Source organism: Micromonospora sp. CA-111912 (assembly GCF_050948415.1).
Taxonomy (GTDB): Bacteria; Actinomycetota; Actinomycetes; order Mycobacteriales; family Micromonosporaceae; genus Micromonospora.
In genome coordinates this window covers 938,432-955,868 of record NZ_CP192007.1, presented here as the reverse complement: position 1 = coordinate 955,868, position 17,437 = coordinate 938,432, and the positions used below count along the sequence as shown (strand labels likewise).

General features: G+C 72.3%; 18 protein-coding genes. 8 read left to right on the top strand and 10 right to left on the bottom strand.

The window, feature by feature from the left end; genetic code table 11:
* Positions 1–15: 15 nt before the first annotated feature.
* The 5 genes from ACQPZO_RS04505 to ACQPZO_RS04485 all read right to left on the bottom strand — a co-directional run bounded on the left by ACQPZO_RS04505 (position 16) and on the right by ACQPZO_RS04485 (position 4,975).
* The gene (locus tag ACQPZO_RS04505) at positions 16–933 is read right to left on the bottom strand and encodes a hypothetical protein (RefSeq protein ID WP_433347282.1); all 918 of its coding nucleotides are present in this window, start codon (positions 931–933) and stop codon (positions 16–18) included.
* Positions 926–1,426 (bottom strand): SigE family RNA polymerase sigma factor, encoded by a 501-nt coding sequence (locus ACQPZO_RS04500; protein ID WP_433347280.1) that lies wholly within the window; start codon positions 1,424–1,426, stop codon positions 926–928. Before ACQPZO_RS04500 ends, ACQPZO_RS04505 begins: the two co-directional genes overlap by 8 nt.
* Before the next feature lie 127 nt (positions 1,427–1,553).
* Complete coding sequence (locus ACQPZO_RS04495) at positions 1,554–2,315, bottom strand: M50 family metallopeptidase (RefSeq protein WP_433347278.1); 762 nt, start codon at positions 2,313–2,315, stop codon at positions 1,554–1,556.
* 205 nt (positions 2,316–2,520) lie between these two features.
* The gene (locus tag ACQPZO_RS04490; RefSeq protein WP_433347274.1) at positions 2,521–2,763 is read right to left on the bottom strand and encodes a hypothetical protein; all 243 of its coding nucleotides are present in this window, start codon (positions 2,761–2,763) and stop codon (positions 2,521–2,523) included.
* Between the two features lie 112 nt (positions 2,764–2,875).
* Entirely contained in the window at positions 2,876–4,975 is a 2,100-nt protein-coding gene (locus tag ACQPZO_RS04485) for a protein kinase domain-containing protein (RefSeq protein ID WP_433347272.1), read from the bottom strand.
* A gap of 92 nt (positions 4,976–5,067) precedes the next feature.
* On the opposite strand from ACQPZO_RS04485, the gene ACQPZO_RS04480 reads away from it, so the two are divergent.
* The 6 genes from ACQPZO_RS04480 to ACQPZO_RS04455 all read left to right on the top strand — a co-directional run bounded on the left by ACQPZO_RS04480 (position 5,068) and on the right by ACQPZO_RS04455 (position 9,867).
* Complete coding sequence (locus ACQPZO_RS04480) at positions 5,068–5,280, top strand: acyl-CoA carboxylase subunit epsilon (protein ID WP_433347270.1); 213 nt, start codon at positions 5,068–5,070, stop codon at positions 5,278–5,280.
* An 87-nt stretch (positions 5,281–5,367) separates the two neighbouring features.
* Positions 5,368–5,829, top strand: a complete 462-nt coding sequence (locus tag ACQPZO_RS04475; RefSeq protein WP_433347268.1) for a hypothetical protein — start codon at positions 5,368–5,370, stop codon at positions 5,827–5,829.
* On the top strand, positions 5,826–7,193 hold the full coding sequence (locus ACQPZO_RS04470; protein ID WP_433347266.1) for a hypothetical protein: 1,368 nt from the start codon (positions 5,826–5,828) through the stop codon (positions 7,191–7,193). The genes ACQPZO_RS04475 and ACQPZO_RS04470 overlap by 4 nt, the downstream gene beginning before the upstream one ends.
* Before the next feature lie 59 nt (positions 7,194–7,252).
* A complete protein-coding gene (gene mycP, locus ACQPZO_RS04465) occupies positions 7,253–8,362 on the top strand; it encodes a type VII secretion-associated serine protease mycosin (protein ID WP_433347264.1) in 1,110 nt (369 codons plus the stop codon).
* 188 nt (positions 8,363–8,550) lie between these two features.
* A complete protein-coding gene (locus ACQPZO_RS04460; protein ID WP_433347262.1) occupies positions 8,551–9,207 on the top strand; it encodes a Maf family protein in 657 nt (218 codons plus the stop codon).
* Between the two features lie 9 nt (positions 9,208–9,216).
* Positions 9,217–9,867: an O-methyltransferase gene (locus ACQPZO_RS04455; RefSeq protein ID WP_433347260.1), complete on the top strand. Its 651-nt coding sequence runs from the start codon at positions 9,217–9,219 to the stop codon at positions 9,865–9,867.
* 21 nt (positions 9,868–9,888) lie between these two features.
* Here ACQPZO_RS04455 and ACQPZO_RS04450 read toward each other — a convergent pair whose 3' ends face one another.
* From ACQPZO_RS04450 to ACQPZO_RS04435, 4 genes are all read right to left on the bottom strand, one after another.
* Complete coding sequence (locus tag ACQPZO_RS04450; protein WP_433347258.1) at positions 9,889–11,232, bottom strand: MFS transporter; 1,344 nt, start codon at positions 11,230–11,232, stop codon at positions 9,889–9,891.
* Positions 11,233–11,347: 115 nt separating this feature from the next.
* The gene (locus tag ACQPZO_RS04445; RefSeq protein ID WP_433347256.1) at positions 11,348–12,103 is read right to left on the bottom strand and encodes an ABC transporter permease; all 756 of its coding nucleotides are present in this window, start codon (positions 12,101–12,103) and stop codon (positions 11,348–11,350) included.
* Between the two features lie 23 nt (positions 12,104–12,126).
* The gene (locus tag ACQPZO_RS04440; RefSeq protein WP_433347254.1) at positions 12,127–13,086 is read right to left on the bottom strand and encodes an ATP-binding cassette domain-containing protein; all 960 of its coding nucleotides are present in this window, start codon (positions 13,084–13,086) and stop codon (positions 12,127–12,129) included.
* A 120-nt stretch (positions 13,087–13,206) separates the two neighbouring features.
* Positions 13,207–13,875, bottom strand: a complete 669-nt coding sequence (locus tag ACQPZO_RS04435; RefSeq protein ID WP_433347252.1) for a PadR family transcriptional regulator — start codon at positions 13,873–13,875, stop codon at positions 13,207–13,209.
* 131 nt (positions 13,876–14,006) lie between these two features.
* Here ACQPZO_RS04435 and ACQPZO_RS04430 point away from each other — a divergent pair, with 131 nt between their 5' ends.
* Entirely contained in the window at positions 14,007–15,758 is a 1,752-nt protein-coding gene (locus ACQPZO_RS04430) for an acetyl/propionyl/methylcrotonyl-CoA carboxylase subunit alpha (RefSeq protein WP_433347250.1), read from the top strand.
* 66 nt (positions 15,759–15,824) lie between these two features.
* On the opposite strand, the gene ACQPZO_RS04425 is transcribed toward ACQPZO_RS04430, so the two are convergent.
* Positions 15,825–16,715 (bottom strand): LysR family transcriptional regulator ArgP, encoded by an 891-nt coding sequence (locus tag ACQPZO_RS04425; RefSeq protein ID WP_433350791.1) that lies wholly within the window; start codon positions 16,713–16,715, stop codon positions 15,825–15,827.
* A gap of 96 nt (positions 16,716–16,811) precedes the next feature.
* Here ACQPZO_RS04425 and ACQPZO_RS04420 point away from each other — a divergent pair, with 96 nt between their 5' ends.
* Positions 16,812–17,408 (top strand): LysE/ArgO family amino acid transporter, encoded by a 597-nt coding sequence (locus ACQPZO_RS04420; protein ID WP_433350789.1) that lies wholly within the window; start codon positions 16,812–16,814, stop codon positions 17,406–17,408.
* Positions 17,409–17,437 lie beyond the last annotated feature (29 nt).

Below are 17,437 nucleotides of genomic sequence, written 5' to 3'. Positions count from 1 at the left end.
GGCCGACGCCGGTCCTCAGCAGGACGGGTTGGCGGCGACGCACAGCCGCCGGGCGGCGGTACGGCCCAGTTCGAGCAGCTCCGCGTCGCTCGTGGACCCGACGATGTTCGGCCCGTCGACGCCCAGCCCGGACGCCGGCACGATCACGGTGACCAGGTCCCCGACCCGGACGACCATCCGGGTCTCCGAGGGGAACTGCCCGTCCAGGGGCTTTCCCGTCGCCACGTCCACCGGCTGCGACAGGGTGTGGCGCAGCAGGACCGCCTCGTCGCCGGCGAAGTCGCGTTCGACCGCCCGCCAGGTGTGCGCCACGGAGACAGCGATGGTGCCCAGGCCCCACGGCCTCGGTGCCACCTCGGTCCAGCCGGCGCAGGCGGTCACGGTCCGGTCCAGCTCGGTGAGGAACCGGGCGGACGCCCCGGGGGCGAGTCGGTAGACGTCCTGGGTGAGAACCGGGCCACCCGACGACCAGCCCTGAGCGGACCTGTCGTTCTGAAGCAGGGTCTGCGAGCGGGAGTAGCGGGACGCGGTCTGCTGCCCCGACAGTCCCCTGCCGTCGGCGCAGATCTCCAGCAGCGGGTCCACCTGGACCGGCTCCCGCAGCCCCGTGTCCCCCAGCCGCACGTTGCTCGGCACGCCGACGTCGGTCAACTCCAACAACGCCTCCTGTGGGATCTCGGCCTGCCCGGACGGCTCCGGCTCGGGCTGGAACAGCCGCCGGTCGTCCCAGGACGACAACGGCGCGACCGCACCGTCCCGGCCGCCGACCGCCACGGCGGAGATCGAAGCGACGGCCAGCACGGCAGTCGCCGCCGCCACCGCCGTACGCCGGCTGCGGCGGCGGGCCCGGGCCCGGAGCTCCGCCGGCTCGGGCCAGCGAACGTCCCGCAGGTCCCGGTGCATCCGTTCGGCGAACGTCAGGTCGTCACGCATCGGCGGCCTCCTCCAGGTCAGAGACGGCGAGCAGCCCGGCGAGCGCGGCCCGCCCCCGGGAGAGTCGGGCCTTCACCGTGCCGACGGGGGCTGCGGTCTCCCGCGCCACCTCGGCGACCGGCATGCCGAGCAGGTAGTACAGGGCGAGGGCGGTGCGCTGCTCCTCGGGGAGCCGGCGCAGCGCGGCCACCACCGCAACGGTGTCGGTGCTCGGCGCGGGCGTCATGTCGTCGACGCCGTGCCGCAGGTACGCGCGGGCCCGGCTGCGCAGGCTCCGCCAGCGGCTGACCGCGATCCGGGAGGCGACGACCCGGACCCACGCCTCCGGGTCGTCGTAGCCGCACACCGTGGACCAGCGCTGCCAGGCCCGGATGTACGCCTCCTGCACCGCGTCCTGCGCCTCGGCGAGATTGCCCGTGAGCGCGAAGACGAAGCCGAGCAGCCGCTGCCGGCTACCCCGGTAGAACTCGTCGAACCCGTCGACGTCCGGCACCTGCCACCTCCCCCGTGTCGGTCGCAGTGGACACGCGCGGGCCGGGTGGCGCGGTTGCCGGATCAGCCGACCGGATTTCCGGCCGTCCCGTCGACCGGGGCGGGGAGCTCCGGGGTCGCGGCGGCGATCAGGCGTAGAGACCGATGTGCGGGAACCCGCCGGCGTCGGTGAGGATCGGGCCGGCCAGCAGCGCCGCGCCGACGACCAGGGCCAGCAGGTTGACCAGCGCGAACAGCGCCACCCAGAACAGCGGCGGGAACGGGGTGAGCCGGGCGAGCTGGTCGGCGTCGGACTCCGGCATCCGGCCCCGGGAGCGCATCCGCTGGAGTTCGACCACCGGCCGTACGCCGCCGAGGAGCAGGAACCAGACGCAGGTCCAGGCGAAGGCGGCCTGGACCTGCGGGGAGGCGTACCAGGACACGGCGAGCACCACCCCGCCGGTGACCAGCAACGACAGCGCCCCGAAGACGTTGCGGACCATGACCAGCATGGCCAGCAGCAGCGCCACGGCCACCCAGAGCAGCAGGGTGATCCGGTTGCCGCCCAGCAGCCAGGCACCGGCGAGGCCGATCAGCGACGGGGCGACGTACCCGGCGAGCAGGGTGAGGATCATGCCGGGCCCGGTCGGCCGGCCCGCCGAGAGGGTCAGGCCGGAGGTGTCCGAGTGCAGCCGGATGCCGTGCAGCCGGCGGCCGGTGAGCAGGGCCGCGAGGGCGTGCCCGCCCTCGTGGGCGATGGTGACGGCGTTGCGGGCGATCCGCCAGGGCAGCCGGGTGGCCACCACCGCCAGCGCCACCGCGGCGGTGACGAGGACGAGCAGCGGTGGGGGGTCGGGCTGCGCGGTGAACAGCCGGTCCCAGAGCGTGCCCAGCCCGTCGATCGACACCATGGGGCGCGAGCCTACCGGCCCCGGACCGACCCGGCCACGTCGCGACGCCCGGCTGCGGCGCCCGCACCGGCCGGTACGCGGTCATCTCCACCACGAGCTGGTGGAACCAGTGCACCGGTAGCGGCTGACGGCAGCGGGACCGGATGCGACCGCGCGGTCGACGTCCGGTCCGGCTGCCGCCTCCTCGTCGCCCTGGCGACCGGCCTCAGGCCCTCCGGCGCGACACGACCGGCGCCGCGACCGGGGCGTGAATCCCGTCCTGCCGGGTCATCGCACCCTGCCGGGTCATCCGCCAGGCGGCCACCCCGGCGGCGGTTACGGTCACGACGCTGAGCAGCGCGAACAGCGCCGGAAGACCTGCACTCACCAGCAGCAGCACCACGTCGCCGAGGGCGACGAGCATCCACAGTGCCAGCCGGGGCCGAGTGTCCCTGATTCGGTGTCCCATGTCGTACCTCCTTCCGTCGTGGAGGTCATGTACCCCGTGTGACGGAAGGTCATGCAGGTCAATCTCGCGCGGACGGGAATCCCGCCGCGACCCGGCCGTGTTCCGCCGCCGGTCAGTCCTTCCGGTCGGGCTTGAAGTTCTTCGCGATCAGCTCGAACTCGTCGAGGTTGGCCGCCCACTCGGAGGCGGCGACCTCCCAGCGGATGGCGTACCCGCGGTTCTTGGCCGTCACGAAGCCGCGGTTGCGGACGTGGATGCGGGTGTTGTCCCGGGTCTCCAGCCACTCCCAGTCCGCGCAGGTCTTCCAAAAGCCCGGGACGGTGCGGATGCCCAGGTTCTTGTAGTTGGTGACGTCCCGGTCGCCCATGGCCCGCCACGCCGCTGCGGCGTCGCTCTGGGGCCTGTCGGTCCGGTCGATGGTCACCTCGCGGACCCCGTTCGGCTCCCGGAACTGCACCCAGGTGGTGCCCGCGCTGCGCCGCCAGCCCTTCGGCAGCGGCATGCTGAAGCCGGTCGGATCCTTGTGCAGGGTCCACCCGTCGGGCAGCACCAGCCCGGTCGGGCTCGGCGTCGGCGGGGCGGCGCTCGTCGGCGACGGCGCGGGCGCCGAGGTCACCGGCGCCGACGGGGCGGCGCTCGTGGCACCGGCCTGCGGGCTGCCGCCACCCTTCTCCGGATCATCGTCGTTGCCGAGCAACGGGACCACCACCACCAGCAGCCCGATCAGCAGCACCGCGACCAGTGCGCCGATCAGCAGGTTGCGCCGGCGGTGATCGGGCTTGACGCCCGCGACGACGGCGGCCCGGCCCGACGAGACCGGCGGAGGACTCACCGGGGCCGGCATCACGGACGTGGCCCGCTCACGGGGCGGGATGGGCGGCGAGACCGGCGCGTCGGCAGCCGGCTCGACGCGCGTGTCGTCGACGGCACCGCGCGGGGCGCCACCGCCACGCGCGGTCTCCGGCTCGGACAGCTTGGCCGTCGGGTCGGCGACCGAACCCGACGCGTCGGCGATCCTCGCCGTCGGGTCAGCGGTCGTCCCTCCCGCGCCGGCAGCCGTTGCCGGTTGGTCGAAGGCCGGACCGGATTCGGTGACCTTCGCGGTCGGATCCGCGTCGGTGGGCGGCGTCGTCCGGTCGACCTTCGCGGTCGGATCGGCGTCCGAGCCGGCGGGGACCTTCGCGGTCGCGTCGCCGCCACTCGCGCCGGCCGCACCCGAACCGGCCGCCGCGGCAGCGGCGAACCCCGGGGTACGCGGCGTGGGCGGGGTGACCGTCCGCTCCGTGCCCTGCTCGGCCGGGCGCGGGGCCGGCACCACGGTCCGGCGCGGCTCACGCGGGCCGTTCGGCCCCGGCCGGCGTACGCCGTCGAGCAGCGAGATGCCCTTCGCCCGGCGGCCCGCAGCCCGGCGCAGCAGCCGCTCCGCAGCCACCGCGTCGATCCGCTCGGCCGGGTCCTTCTGAAGCAGGCCGGTCAGCACCGCCTTGAGCGGGCCGGCGTTCTTCGGCGGCGGCATCGGTTCCGTGGCGAGCGCGGCCAGGGTCCCTATCGCCGACGGCCGGGCGTACGGCGACTTGCCCTCGACCGCCGCGTAGAGCGTCGCGCCCAGCGACCACAGATCGGCCTCCGGCCCGGCGGTGCCGTCCCTCGCCCGCTCCGGGGCGATGTACGCCGGGGAGCCGAGCACCATGCCGGTCCGCGTCACGTTCGGGTCGCCGGGGATGGTGGCCAGCCCGAAATCGGTCAGCACCACCCGGCCGTCGTCGCCGATCAGCACGTTGCCGGGCTTGACGTCGCGGTGCATGACGCCAGCCTTGTGCGCCGCATTCAGCGCGCCGAGCACACCGAGGCCGACATCGATCGCCTTGGCCAGCGACACCGGCCCGTCCTCGGCCAGAATGTCCTGAAGGGACTTCGACGGGACGTACTCCATGACGATCCACGGATCACCGTCGGTACGTAGCACGTCGAAGATGCGGACCACGTTGACGTGGTTGAGCCGCGCGATCGCGCGGGCCTCCCGCAGCGAGCGTTCCCGCATCTCGCGGCGCTCGTCGGCGGTGAGGCTGGGCGGCGGGACCAATTCCTTGATCGCCACGTCCCGGTGCAGCACCTCGTCGCGCGCCTTCCACACCCGACCCATGCCACCCTGGCCGAGCGGCGAGAGGAGCCGGTACCGGTCGGCGACGAGTTGGGGAAGCGGGTTCGACATCGCAGGAGACGGTACCCGGCGGCGGCTCGCCGTACACCGCCGGCACGCCACAGTGCGGCGAAGGTCAAGTTCGCGACGCGTACGCTGAGCTCATGTCTGCCGAAGAGCCGCTGTTGCGGGTTACCCGGGGCGTGCCGACCGCCGAGGAACTGGCCGCCCTGGTCGGCGCGGTTGTCTCCCGGACCCGCCCCGCCGCCGCAGCCGGACCGGTCGCCGCCTCGGTCTGGACCCGCAGCAGCCGACCGGCCGCAGCGACGTCCGCCGCCGGCCCCGGAGCGTGGCGGGCCTCCGGCCTGCCCCGCTGACTCGAGGCGTGCACGGGGCTGCCGGACGTCACCGGCACCCGTTAACCTCACTCAGGGACACGGTGCCGTGACAGGTAGGGAGGGCCGATGATCCCCGAGGAGGACCGCCCCGCGCCCTGGTTGAGTGACTACGGGGGCATCGAGGCCGACATCCGCCAGCTGCGCGACTTCGCCGACAGGCTCCAGGCCGAGGTGGAGCGGAACTACACGCCCCACCTGTCGTACATCGCGGACGACATGAAGGCGAAGATCCCCAACCCCGCCGACGCCTTCGTGGAGCTGGTGCAGTTCCTCCAGGCCCACAACGAGACCCAGCAGGCCACGGCCACGATGGTCTGGTCCGTCGGCGGCGCCACCGGCCGCCTGGCCGCTGCGGCCGGCAGGATCGCCACGAAGTACGCCGACACCGATGCCTTCTCCGCCGCCCGCGTCTCCGACGTCGAGCGCGCCCTGGCCGACCCCAGCAGCGTCGTCCCGACCCGTCCCACGCCAACCCTGCCCGACCCGACCGGCCCCAACAGCGGGTCAGGACGGGTGGTGCTGCCGTGATCGAGCGAGGCAGCGGCCGGACGTCCGGCCTCACCCAGTGGCTGCTGATGGACCTGCTCAGCATGTGGGCCTGCATTCAGGACCACGACACCGCCGGGCACTGGAAGCAGGTCGCCGGCTGGCGCAAGGTCTGCGACCTCGCCCAGGCCCACCTGGGCCGACTGAAGGAGTACCGGCGCGGCCTGGCCGAGGCGTGGCCACCGGCCACCAACGCCGCCGCCCGGGCCTATCTGGGCGAACTCGACGACCTCATCGACAAGATGCAGCGCACCCACGACACGGCCGCCGCGAACTACGACGCCCTCGCCGCGGCCACCCGCGCGATCAGCAGCGCCCGCGTCGAACTGAAGCCGCTCCACGACGAGTACGTGACCAAGCTCCAGCAGAAGCGGACGTACGAGGCGACATTGGCGGACCCGAAGGCGGCGATGGGCAGCCGGGTGCCGGACAAGCCGGTGACCGACGTCGACCTGGAACGACTCAACGCCCAGGCCCGGACCCTGATGTACGGCCTCAGCGGCGAACTCCAACAGGCCCAGGTAATGCTCCAAAGGCCACCGGTGATCCGGCCCCGAATCGACGATGCAGACTCTTCGGTCGCAAGTACGAGCACGCCCTCAGCTCCCGTCATTCCTCCAATTGTGCCAGTACCCATATCGGCGTCCAAGAGCGACTCTTTGATGAAACGTTTTACTGTTTCGACGCCCCACACATCCGCGCCAACAGCACCGACCACAGGACCCATCCTTGGCGGAACCGGAGCCGACCTATCACCACCTTCAGCCAAACCAGGCATCCCAGGGACTATCACAGCCCCTTCGGCGAGCGGCATGGGCGCTGGCTTGCCCCCGATTCTTCCTGCTAATGGCAAGACGGAACGCCCCAGCACGCCGCTGTCCCGCAGTCCCTTTGGGCCCACCACCCGGCCCCCTGCCGGCGGCGACGGCACTACACACGCAACTCCGGCTCGCCCTATGCCACCATCGGGGCTAATAGGCGGCATCCCATCTTCGGGGCTCGGTCAACCCGGCGGCACCCCGCCATCTCGTCGAGTCAACCCGATAGGTGGCGTTATAGGCGGTGGCGGTGCCGGGACGGCGCCCGGCGGCGCCGCCGGCTCTCGCCCCAGACAGGGCCGGGCAAGCCAATTCGGCAGCCTTCACGGAATCTCCCCACTCGATCCGAACCCGAGTATGGGCAGAGGACCAGGACGACCTTCACATCCCGAAGAGGTCGAAAACGAAGGTCACCGCTGGGACCCAAACCATCCATGGGAAACCAAAAAAGGAGTGGCTCCAGTCGTTCGCCCACCAGACGAAGATGGGCCAATAGATCCAGGCCCGGCCATCGGATTTGACCGGTGAGAAGACTAGTCACCTGGCCAACAATCGCAGTGCTATTTCTACCGGCTACCGCTTCCACGGTGGTCGACGAAACGCCGAGTGAAGCCAGTTCCAACGCCTCTAAATCGATACGTGCCGAACAATGGCACCTCCGCTATTTAAAAGCTATCGAGGCCCATCGGATCAGCCAGGGCGACGGAGTGGTCGTGGCCGTGCCCGACACCGGAGTAGATCCGCATCCCGATCTCCGAAGGAATCTGCGCCCGGGGGTCGACATAATTCCCGGAGGCAACGGCAAGGGCCAGCAGGACCGGAACAGCCATGGCACGGGGATGGCAGGACTTATTGCCGCCCATGGTCAACCACACCGAACGGGCGCTCTCGGAGTCTCCCCTCAAGCGACAATCTTGCCAATCCTCACTTCGTCTCCCAAAGGGGATGAGAATCCCGACGAATTAGCTCAAGGGATTGAATTTGCCATCTCTCAAGATGTCGACATAATCAGCATTTCCAGCAGCGGCGCCACGAGCCCTCGCCTGAATCGAGCAGTCGGTACAGCACTAGCATCGGATATTGTGGTGGTAGCTGGCGCAGGCAACGAACCTCTAGAGCAGTCCGTGGGCTACCCCGCTCGAGAACCTGCCGTACTGGCAGTCGGTGGTATAGATCGCAGTGGACGTCATGCCGATGTATCCGTCAGCGGCCCTGAAGTAGACCTAGTCGCACCAGCTGTCGACATCTACAGCACCAGTATCAACGGTAAGTACCGCAAGGGCACTGGCACCTCGGACGCCACTGCGATTGTGGCAGGAGCCGCCGCGTTGGTTCGGTCCAAGTATCCCGACCTCCCCGCTGCGGAAGTCGTCCACCGGCTCACCGCCACCGCCGTCGACAAGGGCCCGCCGGGCCGGGACGACGAGTACGGCTACGGAGTCATCGACCTGGTCGCGGCGCTGACGGCAGACGTACCCCCGGTGGGTTTCGGGTCGGCGACGGCGGATGCCCCGGCCGGGTCCGGGCCGGTCACGACGGCGGTCGCGGAGCCGGCCGGCAACGGCGGGGGCGACGGCGGGGCGACCGCCCGAGGACTGGCCACGTTGGGCGTGATCGTGGCCGCCGGGGGTGCCTGGGCGCTGGTCGCCCGACGGCGGCGCCGTGGCGACGACCCGCCGCCACGAATCAGCCGGTGAGCGGCCGGCATCGGCTCGACCGTCCGGCGCTTCTGCTCAACTCCACGTCGTGAAGTGGCAGCATTCGGGGCACTGGGACACCCGGTGTCACTGGAACGCAGTCGATCAGAGGCGGGCCCGGGGGCGAAAGAACCAATGGCCGGGTGCCGCGACGCGTGGGGGCGGGGGTAGCCGGTAGCGTCGGCTTCGTGCCGAACTCGATGCCGCTCCGTCTCGTGCTCGCCTCGGCGAGCCCCGCCCGCCGCAAGCTGCTCCACGCCGCCGGGATCGAACCCGACGTGCTGGTGAGCGGGGTCGACGAGTCCCAGGTGGTCAGCGAGAGCGCCGAGGAGCTGTGCCTGGAACTGGCCCGGCTCAAGGCGCAGGCGGTCGTCGGCCGGATGCGGCCGTCCCCGGACGAGCGGACTCTTGTCCTGGGCTGCGACTCGTTGCTCGCCTTCGACGGCGAGATCCTCGGGAAGCCGGCCGACGCGGCGGACGCCGCCGGGCGCTGGGAGCGGATGCGGGGGCGCAGTGGGGTGCTGCACACCGGTCACTGCCTGATCGACGTGGTCCACGAGTCGCGCGCAGAGGCGGTCGCCTCGACGACCGTCCGGTTCGCCGACGTCAGCGACGACGAGATCGCCGCGTACGTCGCTACGGGCGAGCCGCTCGCCGTGGCCGGGGCGTTCACCATCGACGGGCTGGGCGGGGCCTTCCTCGACGGGATCGACGGCGATCCGGGGACGGTGGTCGGGCTCTCCCTGCCGCTGCTGCGCAGGCTCCTCGCCGAACTGGACCTGCAGATCACCGACCTGTGGACGAAGATCGCGCCCGGCGGCCAGTCGGTCGAGCCGCTGGGCTAGCTTCCAGCCATGAGCAAATCGCTGCCGCTGACCCCGGAACTGCACGCGTACGTCGTGGCCCACGGCTCGGCCCCGGACGAGGTGATGGGCGACCTGGTCGAGGAGACCCTCGCCACGCTGCCGGCCCAGGCGGGGATGCGGGTGGCGCCGGAGCAGGCGGCGTTCCTGACCTTCCTCACCCGGCTGCTCGGAGCGCGGCGGGCGGTGGAGGTGGGCACCTTCACCGGACTGTCGTCCTTGGCGATCGCCCGTGGGCTGCCCGAGGACGGGCGGCTGACCTGCTTCGACATCTCCGAGGAGTACACGGGCATCGCCCGGCGGTACTGGGCGCGGGCCGGGGTGGCCGACCGGATCGAGCTGCGCATCGGGCCGGCCGGGGAGACGCTGCGGGAGTTGCCGAACGACCGGCACCTGGACTTCGCGTTCATCGACGCGGACAAGACCGGGTACCCGGTCTACTGGGCGGAGCTGGTGCCGCGGATGCGTCCGGGTGGCATCGTCGCGGTCGACAACACGCTGCGCGGGGGCCGGGTGCTCGCCCCGCAGAACGCCGACGATCGGGCCATCGCCGCGTTCAACGACGAGATCATGGCCGATGTCCGGGTGGAAACGGTGCTGCTGCCGATCGCCGACGGGCTGACCCTCGCCCGGGTGCGCTGACCGCCTCCGGGCCGTCCTTGATCAGATCGATGTGTGGGATGTCGCGGGCTGGGCCCGGCGGGAGACACCGGCCTGCCGTACGTCATGTCGATCATGATCGTGCGGGCGCAGCGCGCGGCCCAGCCGCAGCGTGAGCAGCGCGGCCGTCGCGATGAACCCGGGTAGCAGCAGGAAGGCCGGGTGCGAGCCGACGCCGTCGGCCACCCAGCCGAGCGCCACCGGCGCGATCCCGAAGCCCACCCCCATCGAGTACGACGACCAGCCGGCCGCCTTGTCGGCGGCCGGCCCGGCGACGGCCAGGGCGATCGAGATGGCCAGCGGGTAGTGCAGCGCGTTGCCGAGGCCGAGCACGACGAGCCCGGTCACCGCCAGCCAGCCGACCGGAGCGACCCAGAAGACGGCGAACCCGGTCAGCGAGACGGCCAGCGCGACCAGCAGCAGCGGCACGGGCCGGTAGCGCAGGGCGGCCCGGCCGCCGGCCAGCCGGCCGAGGAACATCCCGCCGACGATCGCGGCGACCGCCGCCGAGGCCGCCCCGGCACCCAACCCCGCGTGCGAGCGGAGCACGTCGGCGGTCCACAGCGACAGGCAGACCTCGATCGAACCGGTCACCGCCATCAGGACCCAGGCGATCCAGTACGGCCGGGGCAGCCCTCCGCCCCTCGTACGGCCCGCACCGGCCGGCACCCCGGTCGGCGCGGCCGGGGGTCCGCCGACGCGGGACGCGACGGCGGGGACCGCGTGCTCCGGCGACGCGACGGGGACCGACAGTGCCGGCGACACGGCGGGGACCGGCGATGCGGCGGGTGGGCGTACCCGGAAGGTCAGGGCGGCGAGGGCGAGCAGCGCGATCAGGCCGACCTCGACGGCCATCACCGGCCGCCAGCCGAGCCCCGCGTCGACGGTCGCCCCGATGAGCAGCGGTGCCAGGATGCCCATGCCGGCGCAGGCTGCGTTGGCCTCGGTGAGGGCGGCCGGCGCGGTGGGACCGTGGTGGGCGGTGAGCACGACGTTGACCCCGCTGATCACCATCATGCCGAAGGTGGCGATCACCACGACGGCGGCGAGGGTCGCGGGCAGGGGCCGGAGGGTGCCGAACCCGGTGACGCCGACGGCCACCCCGGCGAGGCCGAGCCAGGCCGCCCGGCCCCGGCCGATCCGGCGGGCGACTGGCGCGAACAGCGCCCCGCCGAGGAGCGCGCCGACGGCGATGGCGGTGCTGTGCAGGCCGGCGACGGCGGCGCTGGTGCCCTGCTCGTCGCGCAGCAGCGGGACGACGGGGCCGAAGCCGTAGAGGAAGAAGCCCCACAACGCCAGTTGGGAGTAGGCCAACCAGGTGGTTCGGTCATGGGTGAGGCGGGGCACTGCCCTTACGCTACGCGCGTCGGACCGGTGCCCCGCCCTCGGTGAGAGGCAGCTCTCGGCGATGAATGGCGCCCCTGCCCCACCCGCGGCGGGCGCTGGGAGGACGCCCTCCGGCTCACCGCACGCTGCGGGCGAACTGGCGGGCGGCCCAGACGACGCCGGCGGCGGCCAGCACCGCGATGATGGTCAGCCCCTGCCAGACCTTGTCGTTGCCGAGTTCCCCGGCGAACAGCGCCCGGGTGCCGTCGACCGCCCAGGAGAACGGGTTCCACTTGGCTACGCCCTGGAGCCAGCCGGGGGCGAAGGTGAGCGGCAGCAGGATGCCGGAGAGCAGCAGCACCGGCTGGGCCACGGTGTTCATCAGCGGGGCGAGCGCGTCCTCGCTCTTGACCTTGAGCGCGACGCCGTACGAGACGGCCGAGGTCATCAGCGCGATCAGGGCGAGCATCAGGTACGCCAGCAGCAGGTCGCCGATGAACACCCGCAGGTCGAACAGGAGCGCGAGCAGGGTGATGATGACGGCCTGGGCCAGCAACGACACCACGTCGCGCATCGAACGGCCGAGCAGCAGGGCGAGCCGGCTCACCGGGGTGACCCGGGACCGCTCGATGATCCCGGCGCGCAGCTCGGCGATCAGGCCGAAGCCCTGGAACAGGCCGCCGAAGATGGCCAGCAGCACGAGCACGCCGGGCACGAAGATCTTGTACGCCTCGGCCTGGGTCGGCGCGTTCAGGGCCGGCTTGAGCAGCGGGGCGAAGAGGAGCAGGTACATCACCGGCTGGAAGACGCCGACGACGACCCAGACCGGGTTACGCAGCAGCAGTTGTATCTGGCGCTGGAAGATCAGCCACGTGTCGCGGGCGAGTTTCACGGGGGTTCTCCTGTCGGGGCGGGTCAGGACTCGCGCAGCGAGCGGCCGGTCTTGGTGAGGAAGACGTCGTCGAGGCTGGGCCGGTGCAGCTCGATGGAGCTCAGCGCGAGGCCTGCGTTGTCGATGCGGCGCAGGATCTGCGGGATGGCGGTCGCCCCCTCGTCGACGTGGAGGCGCAGGCCGCCGCCGTCGACGGTCTCCAGCTTGTTGACGTACGGCTCGGAGTCGAGCAACTGGGCGGCGTGCGGGGTCGCGGCGGCGTCCAGCCCGACGACGACCACCTCGCCGGAGATCTCGCGCTTCAGCTCGACCGGAGTGCCCTCGGCGACCAGCTCGCCATGGTCCATGATCGCGATCCGGTCGCAGAGCGCGTCGGCCTCGTCCAGGTAGTGCGTGGTGATGAAGACGGTCATCCCCTCGCTGCGCAGTCGGCGGATCTCGTCCCACATGTGGGCCCGGCTCTGCGGGTCGAGGCCGGAGGTCGGCTCGTCCAGGAAGACGATCCGTGGCTCGTGGATGATGCCGAGTGCGATGTCGACCCGCCGTCGCTGGCCGCCGGAGTAGGTCTTGCACTTGCGGTCGGCGTACTCGGTGAGCTGGAACGCGGCCAGGGCGCGCTCCGCGCGGCGGTGGGCGTCGGCCTTGCGGATGCCGTACATCCGGGCGTGCAGGACGAGCTCCTCGCGGGCGGTGGAGTCGTCCCAGGTGCTGCCGCCCTGGGCGACGTAGCCGATTCGGCGGCGCACTTCGGCGGGCCGGCGGAGCAGGTCGGCGCCGGCGATGGTGGCCGCGCCGCCGTCGGGTTCGATGAGGGTGGCCAGCATCCGCAGGGTGGTGGTCTTGCCGGCCCCGTTGGGCCCGAGGAAGCCGAAGATCTCCCCCTCGGCGACGTTCAGGTCGACCCCGCGGACGGCGTCCACGGTCTTCTTGTCCCGACCGGCACGGGAGCGGAAGGACTTCCGCAGCCCTCTGGTCTCGATCATCTTCGCTCCTGTTCGTCCGTGGCCGGACCGAACCGGCCGTTCCGCAGGGGTGGGCACAGGGCGTCACCCGGACGTCCCACGAGGCTAACGCGATATAGCTTCACTGGTCAACTTTGATTATTACGCGTTCCCGCCGACTCTCGGCGGCGATTCCGGCTCCGGCTCCGACTCCTGGGTCGGGGCGAGGGCAGCGGCCGGTTCCACCGCGATCCGGCCGTCGCGGCCGGCCAGGCCCTCCGGCAGGTACGGCGCGCCCGCCTCGATCCGGTCGGCGACCCGGTCGCACCAGTCCGCCTCCGCCTCCCCCCGGGCGATCCACAACTCGTACGTCCAGGCGACCCCGACCGGCTTGGAATCCCGGATCCAGGACGACTCCATCGAGGCGCGCATGCTCTCCACGCCGGCCCGGATCACCTGCCCCCGGCTGCGCAGCGCGGCCACCGCCTCCGGGCGGGGCAGCGCAGGCAGGAACGCGAACGCGGCCACGAATGGGTCAGCGGGCTGCTGGGTGCCCCACCACAGGTCGCGCAGCAGGGTCTCGAACTCGCCGAGCCCCCTCGGGGTGATCTCGTACGTCGTCCGGGCCGGCCGGGCCCCGACCTGTTCGGTCGCCACCTCGCGGAGCAGCCCATCCTGGGCCAGCTTGCGCAGCGCATGGTAGATCGAGCCGGGCTGCACGTTGGCCCACTTGTCGGCACCCCAGCTGAGCAGCTCACGACGTACGTCGTAGCCGTGCACCGGCTGCATCCACTTGACCAGCCCGAGAATCATCATGCGTGTGGCAGACACCGGACGAGCGTATTAGACAAGTTTGACTAACGACGTTCGGGCAGTGCCGCATGCCACACTGAGCGATCGTTAGGGTGCCGACGGCGGCCGATAAACTCCCGGTCAGTAACCTCCGGGGAGGAGCCACCAAGGTGCGCAAGGTACTCATCGCCAACCGCGGCGAGATCGCCGTCCGCGTCATCCGTGCCTGCCGCGACGCCGGCCTGGGCAGCGTCGCCGTCTACGCGGACTCCGACCGGGACGCACTGCACGCCACCCTGGCCGACGAGGCGTACGCCCTGGGCGGCGACACCGCCGCCGAGACGTACCTGCGGATCGACAAGCTGATCGAGGTCGCCGCGCGGGCCGGCGCGGACGCGGTGCACCCCGGGTACGGGTTCCTCTCCGAGAACGCCGACTTCGCCCAGGCCGTCATCGACGCGGGCCTGACCTGGATCGGCCCGGCCCCGCAGGCGATCCGCGACCTCGGCGACAAGGTCACCGCCCGGCACATCGCCCAGCGGGCCGGCGCTCCTCTGGTCCCCGGCACCCCCGACCCGGTCGGCGGCCCGGACGAGATCATCGCCTTCGCCGTCGACCACGGGCTGCCGGTCGCCATCAAGGCCGCCTTCGGCGGCGGCGGGCGCGGCCTCAAGGTGGCCCGCACGATGGAGGAGATCCCGCAGCTCTTCGAGTCGGCCACCCGGGAGGCGGTCGCCGCGTTCGGGCGGGGCGAGTGCTTCGTCGAGCGGTACCTGGACAAGCCCCGGCACGTCGAGGCGCAGGTCCTCGCCGACCAGCACGGCAACGTCGTCGTCGTGGGCACCCGGGACTGCTCGCTCCAGCGCCGGCACCAGAAGCTGGTCGAGGAGGCCCCCGCGCCGTTCCTCACCGACGCCCAACGCGCCCAGATCCACGAGAGCGCCAAGGCGATCTGCCTGGAGGCCGGGTACCAGGGCGCCGGCACCGTGGAGTACCTGGTCGGCGCGGACGGCACCATCTCCTTCCTGGAGGTCAACACCCGGCTCCAGGTCGAGCATCCGGTCACGGAGGAGACCGCCGGCATCGACCTCGTCCGTGAGCAGTTCCGGATCGCCGACGGCGAGAAGCTGCGGCTGGCCGGGGACCCGACCCCGCGCGGGCACTCCATCGAGTTCCGGATCAACGGCGAGGACCCGGGCCGCAGCTTCCTGCCCGCCCCCGGCACGGTCACCGCGCTGCGGCTGCCCACCGGCCCGGGCGTCCGGGTGGACACCGGCATCTCGGCCGGCGACGTGATCGGCGGCAACTTCGACTCGCTGCTGGCCAAGGTGATCGTCACCGGAGAGACCCGCACCGAGGCCCTGGAGCGGGCCCGGCGAGCGCTGGACGAGATGGTCGTCGAGGGGATGGCCACCGCCCTGCCGTTCCACCGGCTCGTGGTGCGCGACGAGGCGTTCACCGCCGAACCGTTCGGCGTGCACACCCGGTGGATCGAGACCGAGTTCGACAACACCGTCCCACCGTTCACCGCCACCGCCGGCCCCGCCGACGCGCCGGCCGGGCGCGAGACCGTCGTGGTCGAGGTCGGCGGCAAGCGGCTGGAGGTGAGCCTCCCCGTCGGCCTCGGCGCGGGTACGACCGCAGCCGCGCCCGCCACGCGCAAGCCGGCCCGCCGGGGCGGCGGGGCCAAGGCCGGCGCGGCGGTCAGCGGGGACGCGCTCACCTCCCCGATGCAGGGCACCCTCGTCAAGATCGCCGTCGCCGACGGGGACACCGTCGCCGAGGGTGACCTGGTCGTGGTGCTGGAGGCGATGAAGATGGAGCAGCCGCTGCACGCCCACAAGGCGGGTACGGTCAGCGGCCTCGCGGCCGAGGTCGGCGCCGTCATCACCGCCGGCGCGGCAATCTGCACCATCGCCTGACTTACCCGCCCCGGGCGGGGGCGGCACACGCCGAGCCCACCCAGAGCGGGACGCGGGTGGGCGACGTCAGCGCAGCTCGGCGCCCGCCACCGTCCGGACGGCGGCGGTCAGCGCGTCCAGGGCGGCGGAGGCCACCCGCCAGTGCTGCCAGTACAACGGGCGGTCCAGGTGACGGCCGGCGCCGAGGTCGACACAGCGCCCGGCGGCGAGGTCGACGCGGGCGAACCGCTCCGGGACCATGCCCCAGCCCAACCCGAGCCGCACCGCCTCGTTGAAGCCGTCGAAGGACGGGACGTAGTGGATCGGCGGGTCGATCCGACGGCGGGTCACGGTACGGGCGAACCTGTGCTGAAGCTGGTCCTTCCGGTCGAACGCCATCATCGGCGCCGACGCGAGGGCCGCCTCGGTGAGCCCGTCGGGGAAGTGCCGGTCGGCGAACCCGGCCCGGGCCAGCGCGACGTACCGCATCGCGCCCAGCCGCTCCACCCGGCAGCCCTGGACGGCCTCCCGCTGCGCGGTCACCGCCGCCATCGCCGTACCGTCGCGAATCAGCTCCGCCGTGTGGTCCTCATCGTCCCGGCGGACGTCGAACAGCAGCGCCAGCTCGGTGGGCAGCAGCGCCAGCGCGCCGACGAACCAGGTGCCGAGCGAGTCCCCGTTCGCGACGATCGTCACCCGGGTGGGGGTGGGTCCGCCGACCGTCGGCGGTCGGGCGGCATGCAGCGCCTCGCGCTCCAGCAGGGCCACCTGCCCGGCCAGCCGCAGCAGCGGACGGCCCGCGTCGGTGGCCCGGCACGGCTTCGACCGGCGGATGAGCACCTGCCCGACGGCCTGTTCCAGCGCCTTGACCCGTTGGCTGACGGCCGAGGGGGTGACGTGCAGGGACCGCGCCGCCGCCTCGAAGCTGCCCTCGCGGACCACCGCGGCGAACGTCCGGAGCTGCGCGGAGTCCAGCATGATGAAGCTGAGCTTATCCGCCATGAGAATCTTCAGCTGGGCTGCATCGCATGCGGCTCGTAGCGTCGGCCCGTGCCCGTAATCCTCAGCAGCTCCGTGGCCGGCTCCGCCGCCGCCGGTTTCTCCCTCTCCATCGCGCTGATCGCCGCCATCGGCGCGCAGAACGCCTTCGTCCTGCGGCAGGGCCTGCGCCGGGAGCACGTCGTGCCGGTGGTCGCCGTCTGCGCCGCGTCCGACGCTCTGCTCATCTCGCTCGGCATCGCCGGGATGGGCACCGCCACGGCGGAGCACCCCGCCGCCGTCACCGCCGTGCGTTGGCTCGGCGCCGCGTTCCTGCTCGGGTACGCCGCGTTGGCCGTCCGCCGCGCGCTGCGGCCCGGCGCGCTCTCCCCCGCCGACCGGCCGCCGGCAACCCTCGGGGCGACGCTGCTGGCCTGCCTCGCGTTCACCTACCTCAACCCGCACGTGTACCTCGACACCGTCCTCCTGCTCGGTGGGGTGGCCCGCCAGCATCCGCGCCACTGGGCCTTCGGCGCGGGTGCCGCGCTGGCCAGCGTGGTCTGGTTCACGGTCATCGGCGCCGCCGCCCACCGGCTCGCGCCCGTGCTGGCCCGCCCGGCGGCCTGGCGGCTCGTCGACGGCGCGGTCGCCCTCGTGATGGTCGCGGTCGCGGTGACCCTGCTGCTCGGCTGACCACGTCGGCGCCGGACTTGGTCAGGGTG

Coding starts and splice junctions, on each gene's coding strand:
- ACQPZO_RS04480 (WP_433347270.1), top strand. CDS start 5,068: ATGTCTGCCGAAGAGCCGCTGTTGCGGGTTACCCGGGGCGTGCCGACC.
- ACQPZO_RS04485 (WP_433347272.1), bottom strand. CDS start 4,975: ATGTCGAACCCGCTTCCCCAACTCGTCGCCGACCGGTACCGGCTCCTC.
- ACQPZO_RS04455 (WP_433347260.1), top strand. CDS start 9,217: ATGAGCAAATCGCTGCCGCTGACCCCGGAACTGCACGCGTACGTCGTG.
- ACQPZO_RS04505 (WP_433347282.1), bottom strand. CDS start 933: ATGCGTGACGACCTGACGTTCGCCGAACGGATGCACCGGGACCTGCGG.
- ACQPZO_RS04475 (WP_433347268.1), top strand. CDS start 5,368: ATGATCCCCGAGGAGGACCGCCCCGCGCCCTGGTTGAGTGACTACGGG.
- ACQPZO_RS04490 (WP_433347274.1), bottom strand. CDS start 2,763: ATGGGACACCGAATCAGGGACACTCGGCCCCGGCTGGCACTGTGGATG.
- ACQPZO_RS04495 (WP_433347278.1), bottom strand. CDS start 2,315: ATGGTGTCGATCGACGGGCTGGGCACGCTCTGGGACCGGCTGTTCACC.
- ACQPZO_RS04425 (WP_433350791.1), bottom strand. CDS start 16,715: ATGCTGGACTCCGCGCAGCTCCGGACGTTCGCCGCGGTGGTCCGCGAG.
- ACQPZO_RS04440 (WP_433347254.1), bottom strand. CDS start 13,086: ATGATCGAGACCAGAGGGCTGCGGAAGTCCTTCCGCTCCCGTGCCGGT.